This window comes from Ruegeria sp. CF3 (assembly GCF_056537365.1).
This window is the reverse complement of record NZ_JBQFRK010000002.1, coordinates 594,112-617,780: the sequence shown is the minus strand read 5'-3', so window position 1 is coordinate 617,780 and position 23,669 is coordinate 594,112. Positions and strand designations below refer to the sequence as shown.

18 protein-coding genes are annotated in these 23,669 nt (G+C 55.3%); 7 read left to right on the top strand and 11 right to left on the bottom strand.

Going from position 1 to position 23,669, the window contains the following annotated elements; all coding sequences use genetic code 11:
• Positions 1-81 precede the first annotated feature (81 nt).
• Complete coding sequence (locus ACR0KC_RS10445) at positions 82-966, bottom strand: LysR family transcriptional regulator (RefSeq protein WP_170394221.1); 885 nt, start codon at positions 964-966, stop codon at positions 82-84.
• Positions 967-1,061: 95 nt separating this feature from the next.
• On the opposite strand from ACR0KC_RS10445, the gene acdA reads away from it, so the two are divergent.
• Both acdA and ACR0KC_RS10435 read left to right on the top strand, forming a co-directional pair.
• A complete protein-coding gene (gene acdA / locus ACR0KC_RS10440) occupies positions 1,062-2,279 on the top strand; it encodes a 3-sulfinopropanoyl-CoA desulfinase (protein ID WP_480771815.1) in 1,218 nt (405 codons plus the stop codon).
• Positions 2,280-2,620: 341 nt separating this feature from the next.
• Positions 2,621-2,974, top strand: a complete 354-nt coding sequence (locus ACR0KC_RS10435; protein WP_480706318.1) for a hypothetical protein — start codon at positions 2,621-2,623, stop codon at positions 2,972-2,974.
• Between the two features lie 565 nt (positions 2,975-3,539).
• On the opposite strand, the gene ACR0KC_RS10430 is transcribed toward ACR0KC_RS10435, so the two are convergent.
• Positions 3,540-5,237 (bottom strand): hypothetical protein, encoded by a 1,698-nt coding sequence (locus tag ACR0KC_RS10430; protein ID WP_480771814.1) that lies wholly within the window; start codon positions 5,235-5,237, stop codon positions 3,540-3,542.
• A 293-nt stretch (positions 5,238-5,530) separates the two neighbouring features.
• Here ACR0KC_RS10430 and ACR0KC_RS10425 point away from each other — a divergent pair, with 293 nt between their 5' ends.
• The 5 genes from ACR0KC_RS10425 to nadC all read left to right on the top strand — a co-directional run bounded on the left by ACR0KC_RS10425 (position 5,531) and on the right by nadC (position 12,789).
• On the top strand, positions 5,531-7,594 hold the full coding sequence (locus ACR0KC_RS10425; RefSeq protein WP_480706314.1) for an alkyl/aryl-sulfatase: 2,064 nt from the start codon (positions 5,531-5,533) through the stop codon (positions 7,592-7,594).
• 865 nt (positions 7,595-8,459) lie between these two features.
• Positions 8,460-9,341 carry an NrtR DNA-binding winged helix domain-containing protein gene (locus ACR0KC_RS10420; RefSeq protein ID WP_170509435.1) on the top strand — a complete coding sequence of 294 codons (882 nt, stop codon included), beginning with the start codon at positions 8,460-8,462 and terminating at the stop codon, positions 9,339-9,341.
• A gap of 77 nt (positions 9,342-9,418) precedes the next feature.
• Positions 9,419-10,390, top strand: a complete 972-nt coding sequence (gene nadA / locus ACR0KC_RS10415) for a quinolinate synthase NadA (protein WP_480771813.1) — start codon at positions 9,419-9,421, stop codon at positions 10,388-10,390.
• Entirely contained in the window at positions 10,387-11,925 is a 1,539-nt protein-coding gene (locus tag ACR0KC_RS10410) for an L-aspartate oxidase (protein WP_480706310.1), read from the top strand. The genes nadA and ACR0KC_RS10410 overlap by 4 nt, the downstream gene beginning before the upstream one ends.
• Before the next feature lie 3 nt (positions 11,926-11,928).
• On the top strand, positions 11,929-12,789 hold the full coding sequence (gene nadC / locus ACR0KC_RS10405) for a carboxylating nicotinate-nucleotide diphosphorylase (RefSeq protein ID WP_480502993.1): 861 nt from the start codon (positions 11,929-11,931) through the stop codon (positions 12,787-12,789).
• 289 nt (positions 12,790-13,078) lie between these two features.
• Here the strand turns inward: nadC and ACR0KC_RS10400 are convergent, their stop codons facing one another.
• From ACR0KC_RS10400 to ACR0KC_RS10360, 9 genes are all read right to left on the bottom strand, one after another.
• On the bottom strand, positions 13,079-13,738 hold the full coding sequence (locus tag ACR0KC_RS10400; RefSeq protein WP_480706308.1) for a sulfotransferase: 660 nt from the start codon (positions 13,736-13,738) through the stop codon (positions 13,079-13,081).
• Between the two features lie 12 nt (positions 13,739-13,750).
• On the bottom strand, positions 13,751-14,809 hold the full coding sequence (locus ACR0KC_RS10395; RefSeq protein WP_480771812.1) for a glycosyltransferase family 2 protein: 1,059 nt from the start codon (positions 14,807-14,809) through the stop codon (positions 13,751-13,753).
• A 214-nt stretch (positions 14,810-15,023) separates the two neighbouring features.
• A complete protein-coding gene (locus tag ACR0KC_RS10390; protein ID WP_480706304.1) occupies positions 15,024-16,109 on the bottom strand; it encodes a hypothetical protein in 1,086 nt (361 codons plus the stop codon).
• Between the two features lie 613 nt (positions 16,110-16,722).
• Positions 16,723-18,228 (bottom strand): M81 family metallopeptidase, encoded by a 1,506-nt coding sequence (locus ACR0KC_RS10385; RefSeq protein WP_170512070.1) that lies wholly within the window; start codon positions 18,226-18,228, stop codon positions 16,723-16,725.
• Between the two features lies 1 nt (position 18,229).
• Positions 18,230-19,873: an amidohydrolase gene (locus ACR0KC_RS10380; RefSeq protein WP_480706302.1), complete on the bottom strand. Its 1,644-nt coding sequence runs from the start codon at positions 19,871-19,873 to the stop codon at positions 18,230-18,232.
• Between the two features lie 3 nt (positions 19,874-19,876).
• A complete protein-coding gene (locus ACR0KC_RS10375) occupies positions 19,877-20,821 on the bottom strand; it encodes an oligopeptide/dipeptide ABC transporter ATP-binding protein (RefSeq protein ID WP_480706300.1) in 945 nt (314 codons plus the stop codon).
• On the bottom strand, positions 20,818-21,798 hold the full coding sequence (locus tag ACR0KC_RS10370; RefSeq protein ID WP_170561648.1) for an ABC transporter ATP-binding protein: 981 nt from the start codon (positions 21,796-21,798) through the stop codon (positions 20,818-20,820). The genes ACR0KC_RS10375 and ACR0KC_RS10370 overlap by 4 nt, the downstream gene beginning before the upstream one ends.
• Entirely contained in the window at positions 21,795-22,652 is an 858-nt protein-coding gene (locus ACR0KC_RS10365) for an ABC transporter permease (protein WP_170512064.1), read from the bottom strand. Before ACR0KC_RS10365 ends, ACR0KC_RS10370 begins: the two co-directional genes overlap by 4 nt.
• Positions 22,653-22,663: 11 nt before the next feature.
• On the bottom strand, positions 22,664-23,602 hold the full coding sequence (locus ACR0KC_RS10360) for an ABC transporter permease (RefSeq protein ID WP_170422950.1): 939 nt from the start codon (positions 23,600-23,602) through the stop codon (positions 22,664-22,666).
• Between the last annotated feature and the right edge of the window lie 67 nt (positions 23,603-23,669).

The following is a 23,669-nucleotide window of genomic DNA, read 5'->3' as shown; positions in this document are numbered from 1 at the left end:
TGGACACGCAACGGGGATCACATGTGCGTTTCAAGATCATAGTCGATCCAGGCGAAACCGCGAGTGCGGGAGAGGTGTTTCTTATTCGCCCGCAGCGACGGCCTCGCCTGTCGAAAATAGCGCGGCAAGCATCGCCTCACTTCCAGCCAGCGCGCCCTTGCGCACGGTCGCAAGAACAAGTTTCCGAGCCGACGATTGTGGGAGACAAATACTTTTGACGTCGTCAGACCGATACCGCAAAACATCGGGGACAGGCAGAAGCGTAAATCCCAGGCCTGCCGAAACACACTCCATAATCGCTTCAAGGTTATCAAGGACAATGGTTTCGGAACCCTTTGGTCTTTTGTGCTTAAGCATCTCTCCAGCAATGAGTTTTCCGATCCCGGTGTCGGGCATAAAGTGAAAGAAGGGCTGTGCATTCAATAAACCCGCAAGGCCGTCTTTCAGCAATTTCTCATGGGCTGCAAAGGCAAAGGGTTCCTCTCGAAGCACCTTTTCCGCAAGCGTGTCTGGAACACCTTCTGCATCTGTAAGAAGGGCGGCATCAAGCTGACCGCTTACAACCTTTTCTTGTAGAACCTTGGACAGGCCGGTTTCGAATGAGAAGGTCGCTTGCGGTGCTTGACGTTTTGCGTTGTTCAGGAAGTTCGGCAGCAAGCGAACGGCGGCAGTTGTGACAAATCCTATTCGGAAATGCCCGACAAGCGTGTCCGTCGGGCGACAGATTTTGAGAAGGCTGTCTTCGTGCTGCAGGAGCGGGATCGATGCCTCGACGATGCTCCGGCCGATTGGCGTAAGTCGCGGTGGTCGTACGGTGCGGTCAAAGAGGTCGACGCCAAGCTCCGCCTCGAGCGCCTTCATCTGCATTGAAAGTGCAGACAATGTCATGTTTTGCTGCTCGGCCGCTTTCGCAAAGGAGCCGACATTCGAGACCCGTATGAGGGTTCTGAGAGAACGTGTCTGCATAAGTTAAAGTATACTGGATTAGATATCCAATTTTATTCGATTGTGTTGTATTACTGCAAGCGTATTCTGTTAAAAAACAGAGACGAGGGACACGCATGCCGCATCCGCTTGTGAACGTTGCGAAAGAACTGGCCCCAGAATTTGAGAAACGTGCCGCAGATTGGGACAGATCGCGCAGGTATTGCTGGCAGAATGTTGGCGAATTGGCCGATGCTGGCATCATGGGTATGACCATTCCCAAGAAATATGGTGGGCAGGGCGCGAGTTTTCTGGATGTCACCATGGTGGTGGAAGAGATCGCAAAAGCCTGCACCCTGACCGCCCGCATCGTTGTCGAGGGCAACATGGGCGGCATCAGTGCGGTCATGGGGTACGGCAATGATGAGCAGAAGGCTTTTTGTGCTCAGCATGTCCTGGCAGGAGATAAGCCCGCGATCTGCATAACCGAACCTGACTCGGGAAGTGCCGCGACCGATATGCAGACTACCGCGCGGAAACAGGGTCGCACATACATCCTCAACGGATCCAAGCATTGGATCACTGGTGGAGGGGTCTCGAAGCTGCACCTGATCTTTGCCCGCGTGCTCGATGAGGCAGGCGTCGATCAGGGGATTGGCGGTTTCATTCTGTTTGCCGATCCGATGTCAGGTGATACGCCCAAGGGGTTCACCGTGGTGGGTCGCGAATACACGATGGGCCTTTGCGGTATGCCCGAAGCAGAATTGCGGTTCGAAAATGTCGAGATCAACGAGAAATGGCTGGTCAAACCGCCTTCAGGATTGAAGCGTGGCTTTGCCGACCTGATGAACGCTTACAATTCGCAACGCGTCGGTGCGGGAGCAGTTGCTATGGGTGTTGCGGCAGGGGCACTTGAACATGCAAAACGCTACCTCGTTCAACGTGAACAGTTCGGGCGCCCGCTTGCAGAATTCCAGGGGCTTCAATGGATGCTGGCCGATATGGACACGAAAGTTCATGCAGCCAGGCTGCTGCTCCAAGAAGCGGCACGATCGCGTGGCCCAAACGGCAGTCAGTATCCCGATATGACCATGGCCGCCCGCGCCAAGCTTTTTGCGTCCGAGATGGCTATTAAGGTGGTCAGCGATGCGCTGCAGATGTTCGGCGCGCGCGGCTACAGCGATCGTGAACCTCTGGAGCGGATGTATCGCGATGTGCGCATGTTCACTATCGGCGGCGGGACCGCACAGATTCTCCGGACCCAAATCGCCGGAAATATTCTAGGCATTAAAACACCACAGACGCGGGACGGATATACGCGCCTTGCCGACATGGAGCGTTACGCGGCTGAATAGAAGACCCTATAAAAATTGAAAAAGGACTTTCGGGCCGCCGACTTTCTTGTGCCGCAGCCCTACGCGTCTGCGTGCCGTCACGCCTTCGGCATGCTCGGCCGACGGTTTTTTCGCGTTAATCTAGTTGCCTAGTTAGCCAACTTAGCTGCGCAAGAAAGGCGCTGTATTCATGCGCCAGAGAAGTTTGCGACCGAGCCAGCGAAACAAATGCAATTTTACGCTGCGTAAAATGGCGGGGCTATTTTTCGACAATAGTAAACTTCCTAAATGAGATTTGCCTAGGCAGGCAAGTTTAGCGTGTACGCCAAGCAATTACTTCGATTCCCGAAAGGAAAGCTGCGATGAAAAAGTTCATTTTTGTTGCTCTCATCAGTCTTACCGCATGCACTCAGTACCCGATGCAGAAGCCACTGATGGTTGACGGAACCAGGAATGCGAGCTTCTACACAGATGAGGCTGAATGCCGATTGATGGCCGCGAGTTTCAATCCTGGGCAGCGTAAAATGGATGCTACGTTCGGCGCTATTGATGGCGCGGTTACTGGTTGGGTTGTTGGCGAGAAGGAAGATGTCATCGGAGGTGCGATCGCAGGTGGCATAGTCGGATCTGTGCGCGGCCAGTACAATGACGAAATGGCGCGGCGTCATGTGCTTGTGAACTGCATGCAGGTGCGTGGTCACGGTGTGGTGGGCTAGTAATGGCTGCAGATTACTCAGTGGTTTATCGAAAGGGGCCTTGGCCTTGACTCAAAAAAGGGCCCGAACAGAGTTCGTAATTTGGGGTAAATTCTGACCAGAGAAGGAGTGCTCTGATGCCGAATAAACGTTTCAGTTGTAACAGTTAAAGAAACCTGCCTGATTGGGTGGGTGAACAGTGTCGCGCAGATCTTCCAAAGATGCGTCTCGATTGCCTTGCATGTTGGCGCATCGAATTGACATATCCCACCCAGAAGCGCGCTTCTTTCAGGCTACAGGTGATCAACTTCCGCATGTTGAGCACCGATGAGCAAAGTGTTTTGCAATGCCGAAACTATGTAAAAGGCCGTCCCAAAAAAACGCCAACTCTGACAAACCATCCCAGATATGGACCGGCAGCGACCGTTGGCCCGCTTGCGTGAAAGCTAGAAAATCGAACGACGATCTGATGATATAAAGTCAGCCATCTGACGTGGTTTACTTATTGCTGCGTACAAGGGTGATGCGATTCCAGATAACTGTGAAACCCACCGATGAATAGGTGTGCGGAAACTGGATAAGCCGGTCAAGAATCTGACAAACCAGCCTTCTGGAGGCTGGCCAACAGGTTCTCCTTAAAAGTGGCGTCAAGTTGCCAAATGGCAAGTATATCCGATGCAACAGATGAATAATCTGGGCGTAGAACCAACAAGCTGCGTAGAGCCGCCTGGGCCTGTTCCCCATTTCCCAGTTTGCTGTGTAGCGCGGCCTGCCATAGATGGGTCCAGAAGAAACTTGGCATATCGATTTGTTCCAATTGTGCCAGCGCCGCTTCATAGTCGCCCCGGTCGAACTCGTAAAAAACCCGCGGAAACAGATACCACTGAGGATGCACAGGGTTCAGAGCGATTGCCCGGTCTACAATAGCAAGTCCTTTGTCCCATTCGCCACTGAACGCCAGACGCATCCCGTAATGGGCCAGAATGTCGGTGTCATTCGGATTCAGGTCAATCGCCCGTTGCCCGGCCTCTCGGAACCCGGCAAAATCACCGAGCACGAACCGCATATTGGCCATCATCAGATGTCCCGCCGCCAGATTTGGGTCGATCTCGACCGCCCGGCGTGCTGCGGCATCGGCTGCGGCCAGAATCTGTTCGCGATTTCCGCCCAGCCCAAAACGTATCTGTTGCAGATACAGGTTCGACAGCACCGCCCAGGCCTCGGCATAATCCGGAGCCTTCTCAAGCGCGTTCAGGAAGCAGGATTTGATTTCGGCATGGCGATCCAGATTGATGGTTACCTGATAGCTGTAATAACCAAGCACACAGTCATAAGCATCGCGATTGTTGGGTGGAATTCTATCGGCATCTCGCATCTCGCCAAGCGTCAGTAGCCCGTATTTCCCGGCCAGTTTACCCATTACATCTCGGATAATGCTGTCCTGTACCGCATAGATCTCCTTGGAGGTATCGCTGACCTCATAGCTTTGCGACCAGATATATCTTCGGTCTTTCAGATCAATGAGGCGTGCGGACAGGCGCAAGGTGTCACCCCTGTCCATCACATTGCCTTCCAGCGCGAAATCCGCGTTGAATTCTGTACGCAAGCTTGCCGTATCAATCTCAGTTTCACCAGAATGCAGTGTGCTGCCAAGGGGCAAGACCCAGATGTCCCGGAACCGGATCAACTCGGTCGTCAACTGCCGGGTAAGACCATCGGCGAGGTACTCGGGGCCCTCTCCCAGAGTTTCAAAGGGCAGTACAGCCACGACGGGCCCTTTGGGCAAGCTGTGATTTGCCTGTTCCTCTGGCGTCCCTGAACGGGCCAATCCCCAGATCAGCCCAAACAATGCCAGGCCAAAGGCGACAGCCAGTCCAATCCCAGCGCGTCGTCGCCCTCTGAGCCCGGCATTGGGCCGGGCGTCAGCAGGTGCCGGAACAGGGCCGGGCAGTGAAGATTTTTCGAACCGCGGCGCGTATCCTCCTTTGGGCATGGTGAGGCGTATCGGATCGCCCCGACCGGGCCCGGCATAATAGGTGTCAATCTCCTGCCGTAGTCGCCGCGCCTCAAGTCGGACAATCGGATCGACCTGCTGGTCGAAGCTTTCGTCGCGGTCAAAGACGGACATGGCAATCGACACGCCTTTGATCTGATCTGAACGACCGTCCAGATATTCCTCGATGATATAGTTCAGAAATGCGCGGCGTTTGGGGCTGGCGGTGAAATCCGGATGATCCAGGATACGTTGCATCTGTACCCGAATTTCGCGCTCGGTAGTATCCACTTCAATATCCCTCTGCCTCGGGAAAACCAAGGAAAACCATTATGTTGGCCTCGTTGATACATGCGTTTTTCGACAGGTGGCAACATGTTTGCACTTCTCGGGAAAAATTCTGCGGATAAGAGGGCCGCACTGCTGGTCGTACAGGCAGGCACCCGGCTTCCAAAAGATCGCGCATCTCGGCACTTCTGGACGTCAATGCACCGGCGGGACGAATTTCAACCTCGTGGTTCGTCCCGTCAGACCTCCTGCGCTGCGACCTCTTTTGAAGCGTTCATGATAGGAACCGATTATATATGCCACGCCGAACCACCTTACTCTTGACCGTCACCTTTTTGACGCTGACCTCAGGTCTTGCCGTCGCGCAGGATGATAGTCCTCAGCACTTTGACCCGAAGGGCAAGTTGCCCTCGGATTACACGATCGAATTCCAGCAAACCCAACGCAATAACCTGCCGTTCGATGACGAGCGTGACTTTGAAGAAAGCCGCAAGGGGCTAATTGCGGTTCCAGAATACCGCCAGATCAAAACCGAGGATGGCACCGTCGCCTGGGACATCGGCAGCTATGACTATCTGCTCGAGGGCAAAGAGTTCGACTCGATCCACCCGTCGTTGCAGCGTCAGGCGATCCTGAACATGAATTTCGGCCTGTACGAGATTCTCGACGACAGCATCTATCAGGTGCGTGGCTTCGATCTGTCCAACATCACTTTTATTCGTGGCGATACCGGCTGGATCATCTTTGACCCGCTGGCCTCCAAGGAAACTGCCGCTGCAGCGCTGAAGCTGCTAAACGACACCGTGGGCGAACTTCCTGTCAAGGCGGTTGTCTATTCGCATTCCCACGCCGACCATTATGGCGGTGTGCGCGGGGTGATCACCGATGAGGACGTGGCAAACGGCGTGGAGGTGATCGCGCCCGAAGGTTTCATGGAATATGCGGTTTCCGAAAACGTCTATGCGGGCAACGTGATGAACCGCCGTCTGTTTTTCCAATACGGCGTATTGCTGCCACGCAGCCCGTTCGGCCATGTGGATCAGTCCATCGGCAAGAACATCTCGGCTGGCACCACGGGCCTGATCGAACCGACCCGCTATGTCTCGGACGCGTATGAAGAGATCATCGTAGACGGCGTGCGTATGATCTTCCAGAATACACCGGGTACTGAAGCACCTGCTGAGATGAATACTTATTTCCCCGACCTCAAGGCATTCTGGGCGGCGGAAAACATCACTGGGACAATTCACAACATCTATACCTTGCGTGGCGCACTGGTGCGCGATGCGCTGAGCTGGTCCAAGCATGTCAATGACGCGCTGTACAAGTTTGGGCAGGATGCCGAGTTGATGTTCGCCTCTCACTCTTGGCCCCGTTACGGAAATGAGCGCATTCAAGAAGTGATGCGTGCGCAGCGTGACACTTACGCCAATCTTAACAACGGGGTGTTGAATCTGGCCAACAAGGGCGTGACCATCAATCAGATTCACAACGTCTATGACGTGCCGGAAAGCCTGCAGCAGCAATGGGCCGCGCGCAGCTATCATGGCTCGGTCGAGCATAACAGCCGGGCGGTGATAAACCGTTATCTGGGCTACTGGGATGCCAACCCCACCACGCTCACACCTCTGTCGCCAGAAGACAGCGCGCCGCTGTTTATCGAGATGATGGGCGGCGCCGAACCGATCCTGTCGAAAGGGCAGGAATTGGTCGACACCGGCAAATACCTTGAAGCGACCGAGATTCTGAACAAACTGGTCTACGCCGAACCACAGAACCAGGCCGCCAAGGACCTGTTGGCCGACGCGTTCGAGCAGATCGGGTATCAGAAGGAAAGCCCTTCGGTCCGCAACTCGTTCCTTGGTGCGGCGTTCGAACTGCGCAACGGTATTCCGCAGGGCGCTACCATCGAGACCACCGGTCCCGATACGATAAAGGCGATGCAGACCACGATGTGGCTCGACTTTCTGGCCATTCGCGTCAATAGCGCCAAAGCCACCGATATGGAGTTCACCATCAACCTGTCGATCCCCGACCGGGACGAGAACATCGTTGTCGAGATGAGCAATGCCACTCTGACTCATATCGTCGACCAGGTGGCGGAAGACGCCGATCTTTCGATCAGTCTGAGCCGCACGGACTTGGAAAAGGTCATGACCGGTGAGCGCAGATTGACCGAGATGCTCGCTGATGGCACCGCGCAGTCTGAGGGCAACGCCGAGATCGTAGCGCAACTGGCTTCGACCCTGGATCAATTCGATTTGGGTTTCGAGTTGATGCCCGGCACCGGTGCGCAGGATTTGACACCACCCGCCAATGATTTTGCCCAGCCCGGGTTAGCAAACTCGAGTGGCGGCTGAGGCGGGACCGTCCGATTGAAAGCTGGCTCAGGGTTTTGCTGCCCTGGGCCTCTCTCTTTCTGACTATTGGACCGGGAGAAGTTTTCGACCAGTAGTGCTGGTATCGGAGCAGCAGAATGCCCCGCCCGAACGACTGCTGGATTGTTACCGCCGTGCGTGGACTCTTTCATCCGTGGTGTCAATGCGGGATCAGAATCTTCAGCCTAAGAAAGCCAAAGCGCATGACGCAAAAATCAAACTGGGATGTTCTGAAACTTGCAATTTGTGAACATCAGCCAAGATATCAAACTACCTAGAGGTCCCGATCCGTAGATTTCAATTCACTCCTGGACCCCGTCCCGTACAACGATTCAAAGAACTGGCTGCTTAGCGCCGCGGGTCGGATGGGTATCTTCGAACTGGAGGAAGCTTCACAACCCAACTGTCGAATGTGAAGTGGTCAGACCTTAGCTGCGATATGCTATGATCGCTTCCAAATTTCGATAAGACACTGTGTGTCGCAAATCGAAGTATTTAGTGTAATCATTAATGTCTTTGCGGAAACGGCAGCCTTCAAAAAGATCATACGTAAGACCGTTCTGAGAACTACCTTAGCGAAACGAATACCTCAACGGGCTGTTTGGTCAGCCCGAACCCATATCTTGCGACACTTCTCAAGTCGTGAGACGAAACTGTATTTCAGGTTCATTGGACCGAAAGTAGTAACCTGATGTTAGAACAGTGGGACGATTAACTGGGCCAGAAATGCTTGTTCTCTGAAGAAGCACCCGTCACACTGTATTTTTCTTCAAGCCAAGGTACTAAATTTGGGTTAGAACGCACATTCTAACCAACGCTTCGCGACATTCTACAAACAGGAAATTCCTTGCCAAGTGGACTAGCCCCTGCCGAACTGATCGCAATCCTAATCGCCGTGACTGATGATCAGCCGCGTGTCATGACCTTGCGTGGCGGTAACGCGCTACCTTCGGGACCGTTCGAATCTTCACACCGCAGCTTACAAAGCGGCTTGCGGGCCTGGATTGAGGCGCAGACCGGCCATCCGGTGGGATATCTTGAACAGCTTTATACCTTTGCAGACAGGGATCGCGATCCACGCTCGGGTTATGCCGACAACTCTCAGCGTATCTCGATCAGCTATCTCGGTCTGGTGCGGGAGCAGGATACTACCGGTGCTGGACGTCCGGCATGGCGTAGCTGGTATCAGTACTTCCCATGGGAGGATCATCGTGATCGCAGCCCAGAAGAGCTACCGCAAATTATCAAACGTATCTCAGCTTGGGCAGGAAGTGATCCGCTAAAACTGCAGCGTGTGGACTATCTGTTTGGTTTGAATGGGAAGACTTGGAACGAAGAACTGGTTTTGCAACGTTATGAGCTGATGTACGAAGCAGGGCTTGTTGACACTCCTGAATTCGGTCGTCACATGGAAGCGGACAACCGTCGCATTCTCGCCACCGGCATATCTCGCTTGCGGGCCAAGATAAAATACTCTCCGGTGGTGTTCGAGCTCATGCCCGAAAGCTTCACCTTGCTGCAGTTACAGCGCACAGTCGAAGCGCTGTCTGGTCTACACCTGCACAAACCCAATTTTCGCCGCCAGATTGATCAGCAGGAATTGATTGAAGATACCGGCGAAATGTCCAGCGGCACCGGTGGTCGCCCGGCGCGCCTGTTCCGATATAGGCCGGCCATTCTAGAGGCTCGCATGCTGTCGGGCGTCAGATTACCTCTCTCCCGGTCCTGAACCTCGCTTGACATAATCTCGAATCGAGAATAAGCATGGCCTCAATATACTCGATTCGAGTATAAATGGAGAAGCCAATGAAAGATTTTCGCCTTCCAGACCTCTACGACCGGGTAAAGCAGATCATCCCGCAACCCGAATGGATGCTGTTTGAAGATGATCTGGAAGCCATCCTTGATCTCAAGCGTGAGAGGAATGCGGTCATCCTCGCCCACAATTACCAAACGCCGGAGATCTTCCACGGAGTTGCCGATATTGTGGGCGACAGCCTTGCGCTTGCGCGCGAAGCTGTGAAGGTTGATGCCGATGTCATTGTGTTGGCTGGTGTGCATTTTATGGCGGAAACTGCCAAGCTGCTGAACCCGGAAAAGACGGTACTGATCCCAGATTTGGGGGCGGGGTGCTCACTGGCAGATTCCATCACACCCGAGGATATTGCGCTTCTGCGCGAAGCCCATCCCGGCGTTCCGGTGATCACATATGTAAACACTTCGGCAGCGGTGAAGGCGGCATCGGATATCTGCTGCACGTCGGGCAACGCAGTAAAGGTGGTGGAATCCCTCGGAGTGCCGCGCGTGTTGATGATCCCGGACGAGTATCTCGCCAAGAACGTCGCCAAAGAGACCGATGTCGAATTGATCGCATGGCATGGACATTGCGAGGTGCACGAACTGTTTACTCCAGCCGATATACGTGAAATGCGCGAAGCGTGGCCGGGTGTTACGGTCCTGGCCCATCCTGAATGCCCGCCCGAAGTGGTTGCCGAAGCAGATTTTTCTGGCTCTACCGCAGTCATGTCGGATTTCGTCGATGATAAAAAACCGACGCGGGTTTGCCTGCTGACCGAATGCTCGATGAGCGACAACGTGGCGCTGAACCATCCTGAGGTGGAATTCGTGCGCCCCTGTAACCTGTGTCCACATATGAAGCGCATTAGTCTGCGCAACATTCGCAACGCATTGGAACTGGGCCATCACGAAGTCACCGTCGATCCGGCCATCGCCGAAGATGCGCGCCGCGCGGTAGAACGGATGCTGGCAGTGAAATGATCGGGCTCGAAGGGCTTCATGGTCGAACTGCCATCATCGGTGGCGGCATCGCCGGGCTGACGGCTGCGCTGGAACTGGCTCCACAACCCGTAGTACTAATCACCCGTGCAGGGCTGGGCCAGGAATGTTCCAGCGCTTGGGCTCAAGGAGGGGTTGCCGCCGAACTAGGCGCGGATGGTGATCCTGCGCAACACTTGGTCGATACTTTGCGGGCCGGCGACGGGTTGTGCGATGAAACCGTGGCGTCGGCCATTCTCTGCGAAGCGCAAAAGGCGATCACTGGTTTAGAGAAACATGGCGTTCGTTTCGATAGAACCGCCGACGGCAGATATGCCTTGGGGCGCGAGGCCGCGCATTCCCGCCGCCGCATACTGCATGCAGGCGGCGACCGCACCGGAGCCGAAATCGCATCGGCCCTTGCGCGTGCTGTGTTGCAATGCCAGTCGATCACTTGCTTGACCGGAGTCGAAGCCCGACGGGTGTTGACGCTAGACGGACACGTCACAGGCGTTCATCTGCAAAAAGATGCCCAAGCAGAGGTACTGCGCACATCTCAGGTCGTTATGGCGACAGGCGGTTGCGGCGGTTTGTTTGGTGTCAGCACCAACCCTTCAGGTAATTTCGGCCAGGGTGTCATGATGGCCGCCCGTGCCGGGGCAGCCTTGCGCGATATGGAATTTGTCCAGTTTCATCCCACAGCGCTGGATGCCAAGCAGACACCACTGGCATTGGTCAGTGAAGCCGTCCGGGGCGAAGGCGCAATTCTGATTGACCAAACCGGCAAGCGCTTCATGTCGCATATTCCGGGGGCTGAACTGGCCCCGCGCGACGTGGTGGCTCGTGCCGTGCATCAGGTCATATTGGAAGGTGGGCGAGTGTTTCTTGATGCTCGTGCCGCGCTTGGTGCCGAATTTGTCCAGCGGTTCCCTGGCATCCATGCATTGTGCGCAGCAAGCGGAATTGATCCGGCGCGCGATCCCATACCGATACTTCCGGCTGCGCATTACCACATGGGCGGTATCGCCGTTGATGAGTATGGAAGAAGCACTCTGTCAGGCCTTTGGGCCATAGGTGAATGCGCGGCCACTGGCCTGCATGGTGCCAATCGCCTTGCTAGCAATTCACTGCTGGAGGCGGTGGTGATGGGATGCCGCGCCGCAAATGATGTTGCCAAGGCAGAAATGAGAAACCTGTCATTTGTGCCTACAGTTACCGCTCTGCCTCGTTCTGACCCTAGCTCTGTCCGGCCTTTGGCTACAAAATTTCTGGGTTTGATCCGCGACGAGGTGGGATTGCGTCAAGTCATTTCAAAGTTATCTCCGTTGGTCGAAACCGCTGCCTGCGCTTCTGACCCGGCACTAGTCGCGCTTTCGATCGCGGTCTTTGCCGATCTGCGCCGAGAATCGCGTGGCGGACATTACCGAAGTGACTTCCCTAATCCTGAGGCGAACGCGCAATCTCTTTTGATGACTCTGACCGAAGTACTTGCTCATGCGAGTTTGAACAGTCAGGAACCCTTTTTGAGGACTGCTTGAGAAATGACTATCATGCCCCTAGCCCCGTTGCCCCGAACGATGCTGGAGCCGGTGATCCGCCGCGCACTTGATGAAGATTTGGGCCTCGCCGGAGATGTCACCTCTTCGGCTGTTATTCCTTCGGATCATGTTTCCGAAGTTGTGGCTTGCGCGCGTCAATCCGGATGTATTTCCGGTCTGGATTGTGCTGAATTGGCTTGTGAGCTGATAGATCCGGCGATCAAAGTAATCCGTCATGTCGAGGATGGTGGGACAGTCGCGCCCGGCACAGTGATCGCTACCTTCAAAGGGCCGTCGCGCAGTCTGCTGATTGCCGAACGTACGGCGCTCAACTTCTTGGGTCATCTATCGGGTATTGCAAGTGTGACTGCCGATATGGTTCGCCGCGTCGAAGGCACGCGTGCTGCCATCGTCTGTACCCGAAAAACAACGCCCGGTTTGCGGGCTTTAGAGAAATACGCTGTGCGATCAGGCGGCGGCATGAACCATCGCTACTCCCTAAGTGACGCGGTGCTGATCAAGGACAACCACATCGCTATAGCCGGGGGTGTCCGCCCAGCCTTGACGCGGGCCAAAGAGACAGTCGGTCATATGGTCAAGGTCGAGATCGAGGTCGACACGCTGGAGCAGCTGGCCGAAGTTCTGAAAATCGGTGTTGATGCGGTGCTTCTGGATAACATGGATCCAAGAACCTTAAGCGAAGCTATAGGCATGATTGATGGTCAAGCCATTGCCGAAGCTTCAGGCGGGATAACCCCAGATAATGTGCGGGCTGTGGCGAACACCGGTGTTAATTTGATTTCTATGGGCTGGATCACCCACAGTGCACACTGCCTCGATATTGGTCTGGATTTTGTGCTCTAACAGCACCAAGAGTAAACCAACAGTTACGACGCTCATTGCCCAAATTGTCGAAATCAACGGCCTTTCCAAAAGATTGCCAACGGCAAGAGCATCGCGCGTACCATAGGAATCAAGGCAATCAAAAGGTGCGCGGCGGCGCAGCCTGCCTGTTCAATCTTGTCACTCCGTTAGCCAGCTAAGCTGGGCAAGTTTTAAGTCGCATTCATTCGTCAGAGAGTTGGCGACCGAACCTTTCGTTCTCGCCCACACTCGATTTCTTATGCTGCTTAAATAAGCAGGCCATGACATCTCAATTCGGAGAAACCGCATCGTCGGCGTCATTGCCTCCGGACGTTTTACCCTCATGGCCGAAGAAAGTCGGATCAGTCTCAAAATCAGGCGCAAGGAACTCGGACATCTGGTCAGGGCTGTCTGTTTCTATATTATATATCAATAATTTATCCGGTTGGTCCTTAAAAAATTCGGGCACCTCCTGATGATGCCGGTCCCATTCTTCTGACCAATGATCAATTACCTGATCAACCGACTCGAAATTCATACCCTTACGATAACGCTCGGCATAAAACCCATTGCCATGGTTTCGGCGACTTGCGATCCACCTGTCTTTGTCTCGAGTGTTCAATATGAAATAGGAATTGGGATAATATGCCGCGAGTTGACGAAAATAACGGCAACCTTCAATCACGCGTGAGCCGCTCACCATCTGCATGTCGGTGTAGCCGACCCAACGGTCAATGCCATTGAGCGGCGCATAGCCATACTTAAGATTGTTAGCGAGCGCGCGGGCAAGATTGCCACGCTTGAAGTGAACCGTCGGAATGCCGTTGTTATCTAGAAAGGCGGAAATCGACCTTGTGCCGCACTTGTTGAAACCGACCTGAAATATCCGCCGCGTACGTCCTGCATGGGTAGACAGATATTCAGGATGGGTTTTTGATGATTGCGGCACGAAGTAAGGCTCCTACTCGGACTCTGCGGCGGCTTTCTGGTTCGCGCGCATGGCAACTGAAATAAGCTGACGGGCCGTATGCTCCGTCAGAGGTGTGGTTTGGCCAGCCATCATCAGGCGAGCAAAAAACGCGCGTTCAGGTTCTGACTCCAAAAGTTCCTTAAATCGCTTGTGCCGCCATTCGCAGGCCTTGTCATGTAGCTTCTTCAGTGTGGCATCTGATTTTAGCTCGGTAACCCGAGCAGCCCGTGCCGATTGGTAGTGGGAAATAGAGACGTCCTGATCGCTGTTAAAGTTGTAATCGACCCAATAATCCATGCCGATTTTCTCTTTGAAATGCACCCCACGTCCACGCGCACGTTTGAGCAGAAAGGAGTCCATCGCGCCCAAAGCATAATGGTTAAGCTGAACCCTCATGGTCGTATCTTGGGTATAGTTGGAAAATACCCGCTGGCGGCGATGATCGCCACCAAGCAAACGGCCTGATCCATCATACCAGCGCGCCTCATCCACGCGGGTCTGATCAGGCGAAATTGGCCGATGAATGCCTGGTTTACGGTAAATCCCGTTGTTGCGATAAAGCGTTTTGAACATCGAGGCGCGCCACGGCCAAAGGATGGGTTTGGGGGCGCACGAAGTGAACTGTTGGGTCACCGGCGCATCTTCAAAATAAACGATCCCTGCATTTCCGAATAGCCGCCAGGTGAGCGTGATCGCATCCGCCTCGGGGAGGCTATGGATGAGCGCGTTTAATGAGCCGTCGCCAATATGGATATTTACAAACTCATCAATATCGAGCGCCAATATCCAGTCTGCTTCTTTCAATAGAGGATGTTTGGCGGCTTGTTTCATAGCCTGCCACTGTACGCTCTTATCAGGCTTGGCTTCATGGCTGATATGAGTGATTTGCCCCATCTCTTCGAGTCGGTGCAACATCAGATCGGTGCCATCCGCGCAATCATTTGAGAAGATCAGAAAATCAGTGAATCCAACCATCTGATGATGGGCGAGCCATTCCAACAGGAACGCGCCTTCATCTTTGACCGTCAGGATCGCTAGCTTTCGTGTCATTCTATTCCTTTGATCCGACGCTTCAGTCTGGTCATCTGCCAGACCGCATGTCATGTGGTGCTCATTGAGAATAACGGTTTTGCGGATGTTCTGAACTGCGAATTTCGCGTAGGAACGAAAAAAGTACGGCGCGGCATCATGTTGCCAACTTGGGCGATTTCCAACTCGGTGGTAGGTGGATCTAAAAGGCTGAGAGTGAACCGGATAGATGCACTTATTGTTCAATTAGCCGTCTTAGCCCGACAGCTCCGTTTGCAAGTGCAGATCGGCGGTAAGACTTCAGTGCTACCTGCAGATCGCCGAGTTCTGCATCACTCGCCCCTGAAATGCGGGTCAGGCTTGCCTCCAACCCATTGTCAGCAATCAGCATTGGTGGTCGGTAACAGGCCTCTGACCAGCGGTCCATGACGATCGGCACACAGAATCCACCCGAAGAGGACAGGGCAGATGTGATCTTGATCCGTTGATATTGTTCATAGTCAAATGGCATGAGCGGATGTATCACCTGAGCGCCCGCCAGTGCGTTAAAATACGCGGCATGCCCCACCTGCCCGCTGTCGTCCAAAGGCACGCACGTAAAACGCGCGTCAAGCTTTCGGTCCTGGATCTCACTTTCAACCTTGGCGCGATCTCCGCCTCCTGACGGCAGAATGAAATGTAGATTCTGAAAGGCGTCCGGTCGATTGCCAAGAAGATCCAGCAGGCCAGGGTAATCACGTGTCCGCATGTTAACGTTGCCGGGGATCACGACCTGACGCGGCTGGCCCAACTTTGGTTCCGGATCATCGATCCAATAAAACGGCTCCAACGTCGCGATCCTGTCCATATGGGCTTTGCCCACCCGGCTGATCCATTCAGCCGTGACATGTGCACTCAGGCTGATGTAGCGCGCATTTGGCATCTGAAGCGTCTCGCGCAGGGGTGCCATATGGTTGAACTGATCCAGATTATGCAGGACCATGATCAATGGCTTCTTCACTCCATGCGCCCAGCTTGCCGCTTTTGGACGACTCAAAGAGGCCATCAGGACGAAGTCATGTTCGGCCGCTTCAATTGCAGCCATAGTAGACTTGATATGTTTTGGTGCATCCGCAGCCCGGTAATCCGGTGTGCTCAAAGGCACATACTCAACATCAAATTCCAATCCCGGCACCAAGGCCATGATATCTCCGCGCAGCTTTAAGATCCGGCGATGCAGAAAGATTCGTGGTCGGTACCCGTTGGCATTACAGGCGGCCACCAAGCTGGGGATGACTTCTTCATGGCGCGGTTCAAATTGTACAATTGCACAGCGCTTCATAGTTTCTTCCTGTTGCCTGGGTTGCCTCGGGCCCTCGTTTTCGGTTTGACCCTGTGGAAGTTGTCTATCGATAGCTACACTTGCCGTCTACATCCAACGCCGAACAGGCCGGATCTCAGACCAGTTTGTTTGAGCGGAGGTATCCGGTGTGATGGTATTTCCCAGCGTTGCGGTTTCGTTCACTATTCCGATAAAAAGCGGGTTTTAGCAGATCATCACAATCTGGGTCTGTAACTCCGCGGGTCTCGCGTAGATGACTGGCGTGTGATTTGGGGAATAAGGGCTGTAGACGCGCTTTATGTGCGCCAGCCAACCAATATAAGTCAGACATCTTCACCGCTCGATTTCGAACCGTGAATCGCGCTAGCAAGGTCCGTTCGCTGGGTCGGGATTTGCTGCAGGGTTGCTCTATCAAAGCTTGGTCGTAATGGGCTTGGGTTTCTGCCGAACAGAAGCGGTTTAAGCCCTATCTTCTGTAGGTTTGAAGCGAATGATGACGCAGCATTGTCAAAACGTGAAGCGAGAAGTTTCCAATCTCTTAGTTTACAAGCGGGATATCAATGCAGTTTCTGCGCCTGCTATGTCGATTGCGAGCTGCGATGCGGGTGGGAAATCAATGGGTTCTGGTTTTGGGTCCACGTGTTTCGATGCGGCGTTTGCCTGCGATGTTGTAGTAGGGGATCTGGTCCAGATCGCAGAGAAAGGTGCCTGGAGCGGCAACGGCTTTCACGTCGCTTGCGATGGGTTGGAAATCCGCCCGGAAATGTGTGGTGCTTTTGACACAGATCACTGAATAGGATGTGGGATTCAGGCCGATATGGGTGAAATGAGCGCGGTCTAGGCATTGGTTGCGCACACTGGTGACGACCAAGTCTATCTTCGCGCCAGACTCTATCATCCTCAGAGCGGCCGTTTTGCCAAGCGTCGCGATGCCGCCTCCGTACATCTCACCTGAGTATCGGCAGATGCCATCTCCGATGGCCAGAACTTCGAACTTTGCCTCAACGGGGTGGAGCCCGGGCAGACCTGATTTTCCGCCGATGGCCAGGTTCAGTTTTGCGCCTTGGCCTGCACGATGCGCTTTCTCTGCGCTTTCGGCGTCGTGGAAGAGACCCATCAAAACCTCCTGCGCTTCCCCCTCGATCAAAGCGGCCAGAAGTCCGGTGGTATCGGATGTGCCGCCTGCGCCTGCGTTGTCCTGTACATCCGCTAACACGAGCGGTTTGTCGCGATGCGAACGACAGGCCAGAACGGCTTCGTCCAACGACAACATAGAGCAGTCCACATCAGGTTCGCGGGCCAGAAAAAGGTCGACTATTTGATCTACTGCGGCGGTCGCTTGCGCGGCACTGGTCGCGTAGGCAACGCAGGACGGACCAGTATCGGGATAATCTGCCGCTGTAAAACCCAGTGCGATTTCTGCATAGACATGGGCCTGTTCGAACCGGGTGGGCAACTGATAAATCTCATCAAACGGTGCGGCCCAGGTGTATTGCGCATGCAATGGGATCAGATAGGGCACCTGCCGGAAGGCTTTGTGCAGCTTTTCTCCTGCCAGTAGCCTTTGCAGAACCGGTACGCATCGTGCACCGGTTTCGCCCATATCGAGGTGCGGGTACGTGCGGAAAATTGCCAGATAGTCCGCCTGCGAGATCATCTGGTCAGAGATATTGGCATGCAGGTCCAGGCTCGCCACGACCGGAACGTCCTGCCCTACCAGATCACGTACTCGGCGCAACAGTTCTCCCTCACCATCGGCAAGGCTTTCAGTCACCATGGCACCGTGCAGGTCGAGATACACTCCGTCCAGCGGTCCCGCGCCGCGAAGGCCATCCAAGATCATAGTACATATCTTCTCGAACGCGTGATCCGTGACATGAGCGCTAGGTTCTGCCGCACACCACAGGATTGGGAAAAGCTCGAAACCTGCCTGGTTCGCGGCGGAAGAAAACCCGGCGATGGGTAGGTTCATGCCTTTGGTGTCTGCGATGACACGCGCGCCATGCAACATTTCGGGCCAGGAATCTGCCATCTCGAACTCGGGCAGACCCGCTTTGGTCGCTCCGAAGCAGTTGGTTTCGTGTTGAAATCCGGCAATGGCAATGCGTTTCGCTGTCATTCTAAAACTCCAGTTCTTTTCTGGATTTGGTGGCGCCAAACACAATCTGTCCTCGCCGGATGGTTGCAACAATTGATGTGTCGAGCAGCCGTTCAGGATCATCTAGGGGATTGCGAGAAAGGATGGCGAAATCTGCCAGTTTTCCGGGCTCAATCGAACCGCGCTGATCTTCTTTAAACACTTGCCACGCCGCATCGATGGTTTGTGCCCGTAGCGCAGACAGTACGCTGACCTTTTCCTTTTCACCCAGTTGCCGGCCGGATGCAGTCAGTCGATTCACCGCGCAATGCGCCAGATGGATGGGCCGCGTTGGCGTAACCGACGCGTCATTGTGGATCGTATAGCGTACACCGTATCGTTCCGCAGTTGCGGCTGGCGAAATCCGTTCAGCGCGTTCCGGGCCGAGGAAGGTATCGTAGTGTCGGTCCCCCCAGAAATGCACATGTGCTGAAAAGAAGCTGACAGTTATTCCAAGCCGCGCCATGCGGTCCAGTTGATCGTCGCGCAGAACCTGGCCGTGGATGATGGTATGGCGGTGATCGTCTCGCGGATGCGCTAACAAGGCCTTGTCCACCGCATCGATGAACATCTCGGCCCCGGCATCCCCGTTGCAATGGCAGTGGATCTGAAACCCCATAGCGTGTAGGCGGAGAACCTCGGTATCCATGTCGACCTGCGTGGCATAGATCATGCCACAGGGGTGATCGGGGTCCAGCGACTTGTAGTAGGGCGCAGACAGATAGGCAGTCTGCAATTGGAATGCGCCATCGGTAAACAGCTTGCGCGCACCCAGCGTAAAATGTGGGTTTCCGGGCCAGTTATCGTCGATCCAGCCCTGGCTCAGAGCCGGTTCCAGATCGGCAATTGGCAACAATTCCAAATCAATGCCGGGATCCTGATCGGCAGGAAGGCTGGTAAAGTGGTCGAGCATAACCTGCGATGCCCAAGCGTTCTGTGCATAAGTTACTCCGTGGGACAAATACTCATCACGGCAGGCGTTGAACCCTTGCCAGAACCTGTCCCGGTCGATCAGAAAATCAGTGTCGCCCATTTCGCCCATGGCCGACAGCCCTTCGACCAGCCCCGTCAGGGCGCCGGTATCGGGGTCGCGGCCATAACGCCCTCCGGCCGGGTCCGGGGTGTCGCGATTGACGCCATGCAGCTTCAGCGCCATCGAATTGGCCACGCCATTGTGACCCGAAGCATGCAGAACCCAGATTGGATGCGCCGTTGAGACATCATCCAGTTCGGCCCGGGTAGGCATGCGGCCTTCTGAAATGGCGGTGTTGTCGAACAAAACGCCCATCACCCAATCGCCCTCGGGCGTCTCTTCGGCTCGGCAGCGCAGCTTTTCCAAAGCTTGCGCCATATCCATACACACGCCGCGTGGAGGTGATGCAAGATCAACCCGAAACAGCTGGATGAAGCCGGGATCTGGGAAGTGGCCGTGCGAGTCGATGAAGGCTGGGATCAGGGTCTGGCCAGCTAGGTCATATACACCCGCATCGGATGACATCCGCCGACGCAGCGTTGCTTCGTCCCCCACCGCAATGATGACATCGTCCCGCACCAACACCGCCTCGGGTCGGGAATTGTCGGCGTCCATCGTCAGGATGGGACCGCCGAAATAGAGTGTTTCCCTCATCCTTTAGTGACCCGGAGCAGGCGCACCCGACAAGGGTGCGAGACAGCGCAGCCCGTGGCCCGCCGCAACCTCCCATTGCGGTGTCTGTGTGCAGATGTCTTTGGCAAACGGGCATCTTTCGCGGAACTCACAGCCCGACGGACGTTGCAAGAGGCTGGGCGGCTCACCTTTGAGCGCGATCCGTTCAAGGCGCGCATCGGGGTCCGGCTCGGGGTTGGCGCTGAGCAGGCAGCGGGTATAGGGGTGGCGCGGATCGTCGAAGATCGCCTCTGTCGTGCCTTCCTCGACCAGTCGACCCAGATACATAATGCCCATGCGGTCTGCCACGTGGCGCACCACGTTCAGGTTGTGGGTGATGATCACCATCGCCAGGCCCAGGCGTTCCCGCAGGTCATTGAGTAGGTTCAGCAGCTCACCCTGTACCGAGACATCCAGCCCCGCCGTTGGTTCATCCGCCAGGATCAGTTTCGGCTCCAGCGCCAAAGCGCGGGCAACACCAACCCGTCGTGCCTGGCCACCGGACAATTGATAGGGGTAGCGGTCCGCGAAATGCACCGGCAGGTTCACCATTTCCAGCAGACGCTTGGCTTCGGCATCCAGATCGCGATCTTTCATGCCCTGAATGCGATAGGGTTCCGTGATCAGGCTTCGAATTGTCAGGCGTGGTGACAAGCTGCCCACAGGGTCCTGAAACATCATCGCCATGTCTTTGCGCAGCGGACGCATTACCCGTTCCGGCGCGCCTCGTATCTCTTGCGTGTCAAACACGACCGAACCGGCCTGCGCCGGGGCCAGGCCCGCAATCGCACGGATGACAGTTGTCTTGCCCGAACCGCTTTCGCCGACAAGCGCATAGGTTTCGCCAGCTTCGACCTCAAAGCTGACGCCCGCCAGCACGTTGACCGGGCCATAGCTGGTTTGCAGGTCTTGGACATTCAGCAGGCTCATGTCACGGCCTCCTCATGGTTCAGCCAGCAGGCGGCGTGATGCCCTTCTTTCAGACGATCCAAGGGCGGAACGTCCGTTGCGCAGCGTGGCATCGCCTGATCGCAGCGGTCGCGGAAAATACAGCCGCCGGGCAGGTTGGCCAGATCGGGCACTTCGCCCGGAATAGTTGGCAGAACCCGCGCGCGTTCCTTGATATGGCCGGGATCGCAATCAATCAGACGGCGTGTGTAAGGGTGCTTGGGATTGTGAAAAATCTCGCGCACCTCGCCGCTTTCGACCACGGCGCCTGCGTACATTACCACTACGCGATCACAGAGTTCCGCGATCACACCCAGATGGTGCGAGATGAACAGGATGGCGCAATCGAACTCGCGCTGCAGCTCTTGCAAGCGCTCAATGATTTGCACCTCAAGCGTGGCGTCCAGCGCGGTGGTCGGCTCATCCGCGATCAGCAGGTCGGGTTCTGAAATCAACGCCATGGCAATGGCGATCCGCTGTCGCATTCCGCCAGAAAACTCGTGCGGAAACTGCTTTAAGCGCGCTTCAGGGTCCGGAATTCCAACAGCCCCCAGCATCTTTGCCGCATTGGCCAGTTTTACCTGCCTGCTTGTCTTTGATCGATGCTGAATATCGACCATCTGCTGGCCAATGGTTAGAACCGGATTGTGGGTCTGCATCGGGTCCTGAAAGATGATTGAGATATCGGCCCCGCGCAGATCACGCATCCTGCGTTCAGGCACTTGCAACAGATCCTGCCCCTTAAAGCGTATTTCGCCTTGCCGGAACCGCGTGTTCGGTGCGGTCAGCCGCAGGATCGACGAGATCAAGGTTGATTTTCCGCAACCAGACTCACCGACAATACCCACGATCTCACCTTTGCGGATGTCAAAGGTGAGATCCCGCAATGCCTTGAGATCTCCGCGTGCCGTTTCATAATCGACGCTGAGGTTCTCGATTTCCAGAAGAGTTTCGGTCATCGCTGTTTCCTCAGTTTGGGATCAACCACGTCGCGCAGCGATTCCCCTAAAAACGTAAAGCCCAGGGTTGCCAGAATGATCGGCAGACCGCCGCCCACCACCAGCCAAGGTGTCTGTCGGATCAGGGAATACCCGTCCTTCAGAAGTGCGCCCCAACTGGGGGTTGGGGGCTTCACGCCAAGCCCGAGAAAGGACAGCCCCGCCTCAAGCGCGATTACCGTCGGGATGTCCATAGCAGCCAGGACGGCCAAAACCCCCACGATATTTGGTAGCATGTGCACACCCAAGATGCGGGCCATGCTGGCCCCCATCGACCGCTCGGCCAGAATGAACTCGGAGTTGCGCAACGTCAGGGTCTGCGTTCGCGCCACACGGCCATAGGTTGGGATCGAAGTCGCCATCACCACGAACACAACCGTTTGCAAACTGGGACCGACCAGGGCCACAACGGCCAGCGCGAACATCACGGTTGGGAAGGATCGGATGGTGTCAAAGAACAACATCAACAGGTTGTCGAGCCATTTTGGCCCATACCCCGCAATCATTCCCAAGGTTAGGCCAATTGCCATAGCACCAAAGACGGCAGGCAAGGCGACTTTCAACGCAACCTGACCGCCGGCAATCACGCGGGAAAACGTATCGCGGCCAAGTTGGTCCGTACCCAGAAGGTGCTCGGCAGACGGGCCTTGCAACCGGGCTTTGATATCCATGGCCACAGGATCATAGGGCACAATCCAATAGGCGAAAATCGCACAGAAGACGATGGTGCCGACAATGACCAAACCAATCAGACCCAGAGGGTCGCGGGCGACGCCGACAATGATCTGACCAAGTTCAGAACGAGATTTTTCCATTTCGGCTTTCCTCAATGCGCTTGTCTAGCGCGTGGGTCGAGCCACGCATTGATCAGGTCCGCCAGTGCGGTCGACACGACGAACAAACCGGTTGAGATCAGAACCGAGCCCATGACAATCGGGTAATTGCGGGTGGTTATGCTGTCGATCACCAGCTTGCCCAGACCCGGGCGCGCGAACACTATTTCGGCGAATACGGCCGAGCTCAGCAGGAAACCCATGCCGACGCCGATCACCGTGACAACCGGAAGAATGGCGATACGCAAGGCATAAACCATCACCACGCGGCGCTCTGCGATACCGAAGGCTCGTGCGGTCCGAACGTGGTTTTCGCCTAAGACTTCCAACATCGAGGCGCGCACCAACCGCGCGATGTAGCCCACCCAGCTTAGCCCGATGGCAAAGGCGGGCAAAACGAGGTGATCAATGCGACCCCAGAAGCCTTCGCCCGCGCCGATGGCTGGAAACCACTGAAGATGCACGGCAAAGACCAATAGCGACAGAAGTGCTACGACAAAGGCGGGTGCTGCAACAAAACTGACCGAAATCGCCGCCGCAATTCGGTCGATCAGAGTGTTCGGATGGGCGGCGGCATATGCCCCAAGCGCAATTCCCAAGGTGGCGGACCACAGGATCGACGCAAAGATCAGTTCCAGAGTGTAGGGTAGCTGCTGAAACACGATATCTGTCACGGATCGGCCCGAGAATACGTCGATTCCCAGATCGCCACGGACCAGGTTTCCATAGAATATGACCAGCTGTTTCCAGATTGGTTGATCCAGCGCCAACGCAGCGGTGAGCTGGGCCTGAAGCTCAGGTGTTGCGCGTGGCCCCAACATGATCTGGACCGGGTCCCCGGGGACGGCGCGGATCATCAGGAACATGACGGTAACCGCCACGAACAGGATAAGCAGCGCTAGCCCGAAGCGGCGGGTTGCAAACTTCAACATGAAAAGCTGGCTCCTTGTGGATGGGTGGCGAGCTGTTTTGTCCGGCGGGCGTCAAACCCCGCCGGAC

Coding starts and splice junctions, on each gene's coding strand:
- ACR0KC_RS10370 (WP_170561648.1), bottom strand. CDS start 21,798: ATGACCGAAACTCTTCTGGAAATCGAGAACCTCAGCGTCGATTATGAA.
- ACR0KC_RS10385 (WP_170512070.1), bottom strand. CDS start 18,228: ATGACAGCGAAACGCATTGCCATTGCCGGATTTCAACACGAAACCAAC.
- ACR0KC_RS10425 (WP_480706314.1), top strand. CDS start 5,531: ATGCCACGCCGAACCACCTTACTCTTGACCGTCACCTTTTTGACGCTG.
- acdA (WP_480771815.1), top strand. CDS start 1,062: ATGCCGCATCCGCTTGTGAACGTTGCGAAAGAACTGGCCCCAGAATTT.
- ACR0KC_RS10410 (WP_480706310.1), top strand. CDS start 10,387: ATGATCGGGCTCGAAGGGCTTCATGGTCGAACTGCCATCATCGGTGGC.
- ACR0KC_RS10435 (WP_480706318.1), top strand. CDS start 2,621: ATGAAAAAGTTCATTTTTGTTGCTCTCATCAGTCTTACCGCATGCACT.
- ACR0KC_RS10365 (WP_170512064.1), bottom strand. CDS start 22,652: ATGGAAAAATCTCGTTCTGAACTTGGTCAGATCATTGTCGGCGTCGCC.
- ACR0KC_RS10395 (WP_480771812.1), bottom strand. CDS start 14,809: ATGACACGAAAGCTAGCGATCCTGACGGTCAAAGATGAAGGCGCGTTC.
- ACR0KC_RS10390 (WP_480706304.1), bottom strand. CDS start 16,109: ATGAAGCGCTGTGCAATTGTACAATTTGAACCGCGCCATGAAGAAGTC.
- ACR0KC_RS10445 (WP_170394221.1), bottom strand. CDS start 966: ATGCAGACACGTTCTCTCAGAACCCTCATACGGGTCTCGAATGTCGGC.
- nadC (WP_480502993.1), top strand. CDS start 11,929: ATGACTATCATGCCCCTAGCCCCGTTGCCCCGAACGATGCTGGAGCCG.
- ACR0KC_RS10380 (WP_480706302.1), bottom strand. CDS start 19,873: ATGAGGGAAACACTCTATTTCGGCGGTCCCATCCTGACGATGGACGCC.
- nadA (WP_480771813.1), top strand. CDS start 9,419: ATGAAAGATTTTCGCCTTCCAGACCTCTACGACCGGGTAAAGCAGATC.
- ACR0KC_RS10375 (WP_480706300.1), bottom strand. CDS start 20,821: ATGAGCCTGCTGAATGTCCAAGACCTGCAAACCAGCTATGGCCCGGTC.
- ACR0KC_RS10360 (WP_170422950.1), bottom strand. CDS start 23,602: ATGTTGAAGTTTGCAACCCGCCGCTTCGGGCTAGCGCTGCTTATCCTG.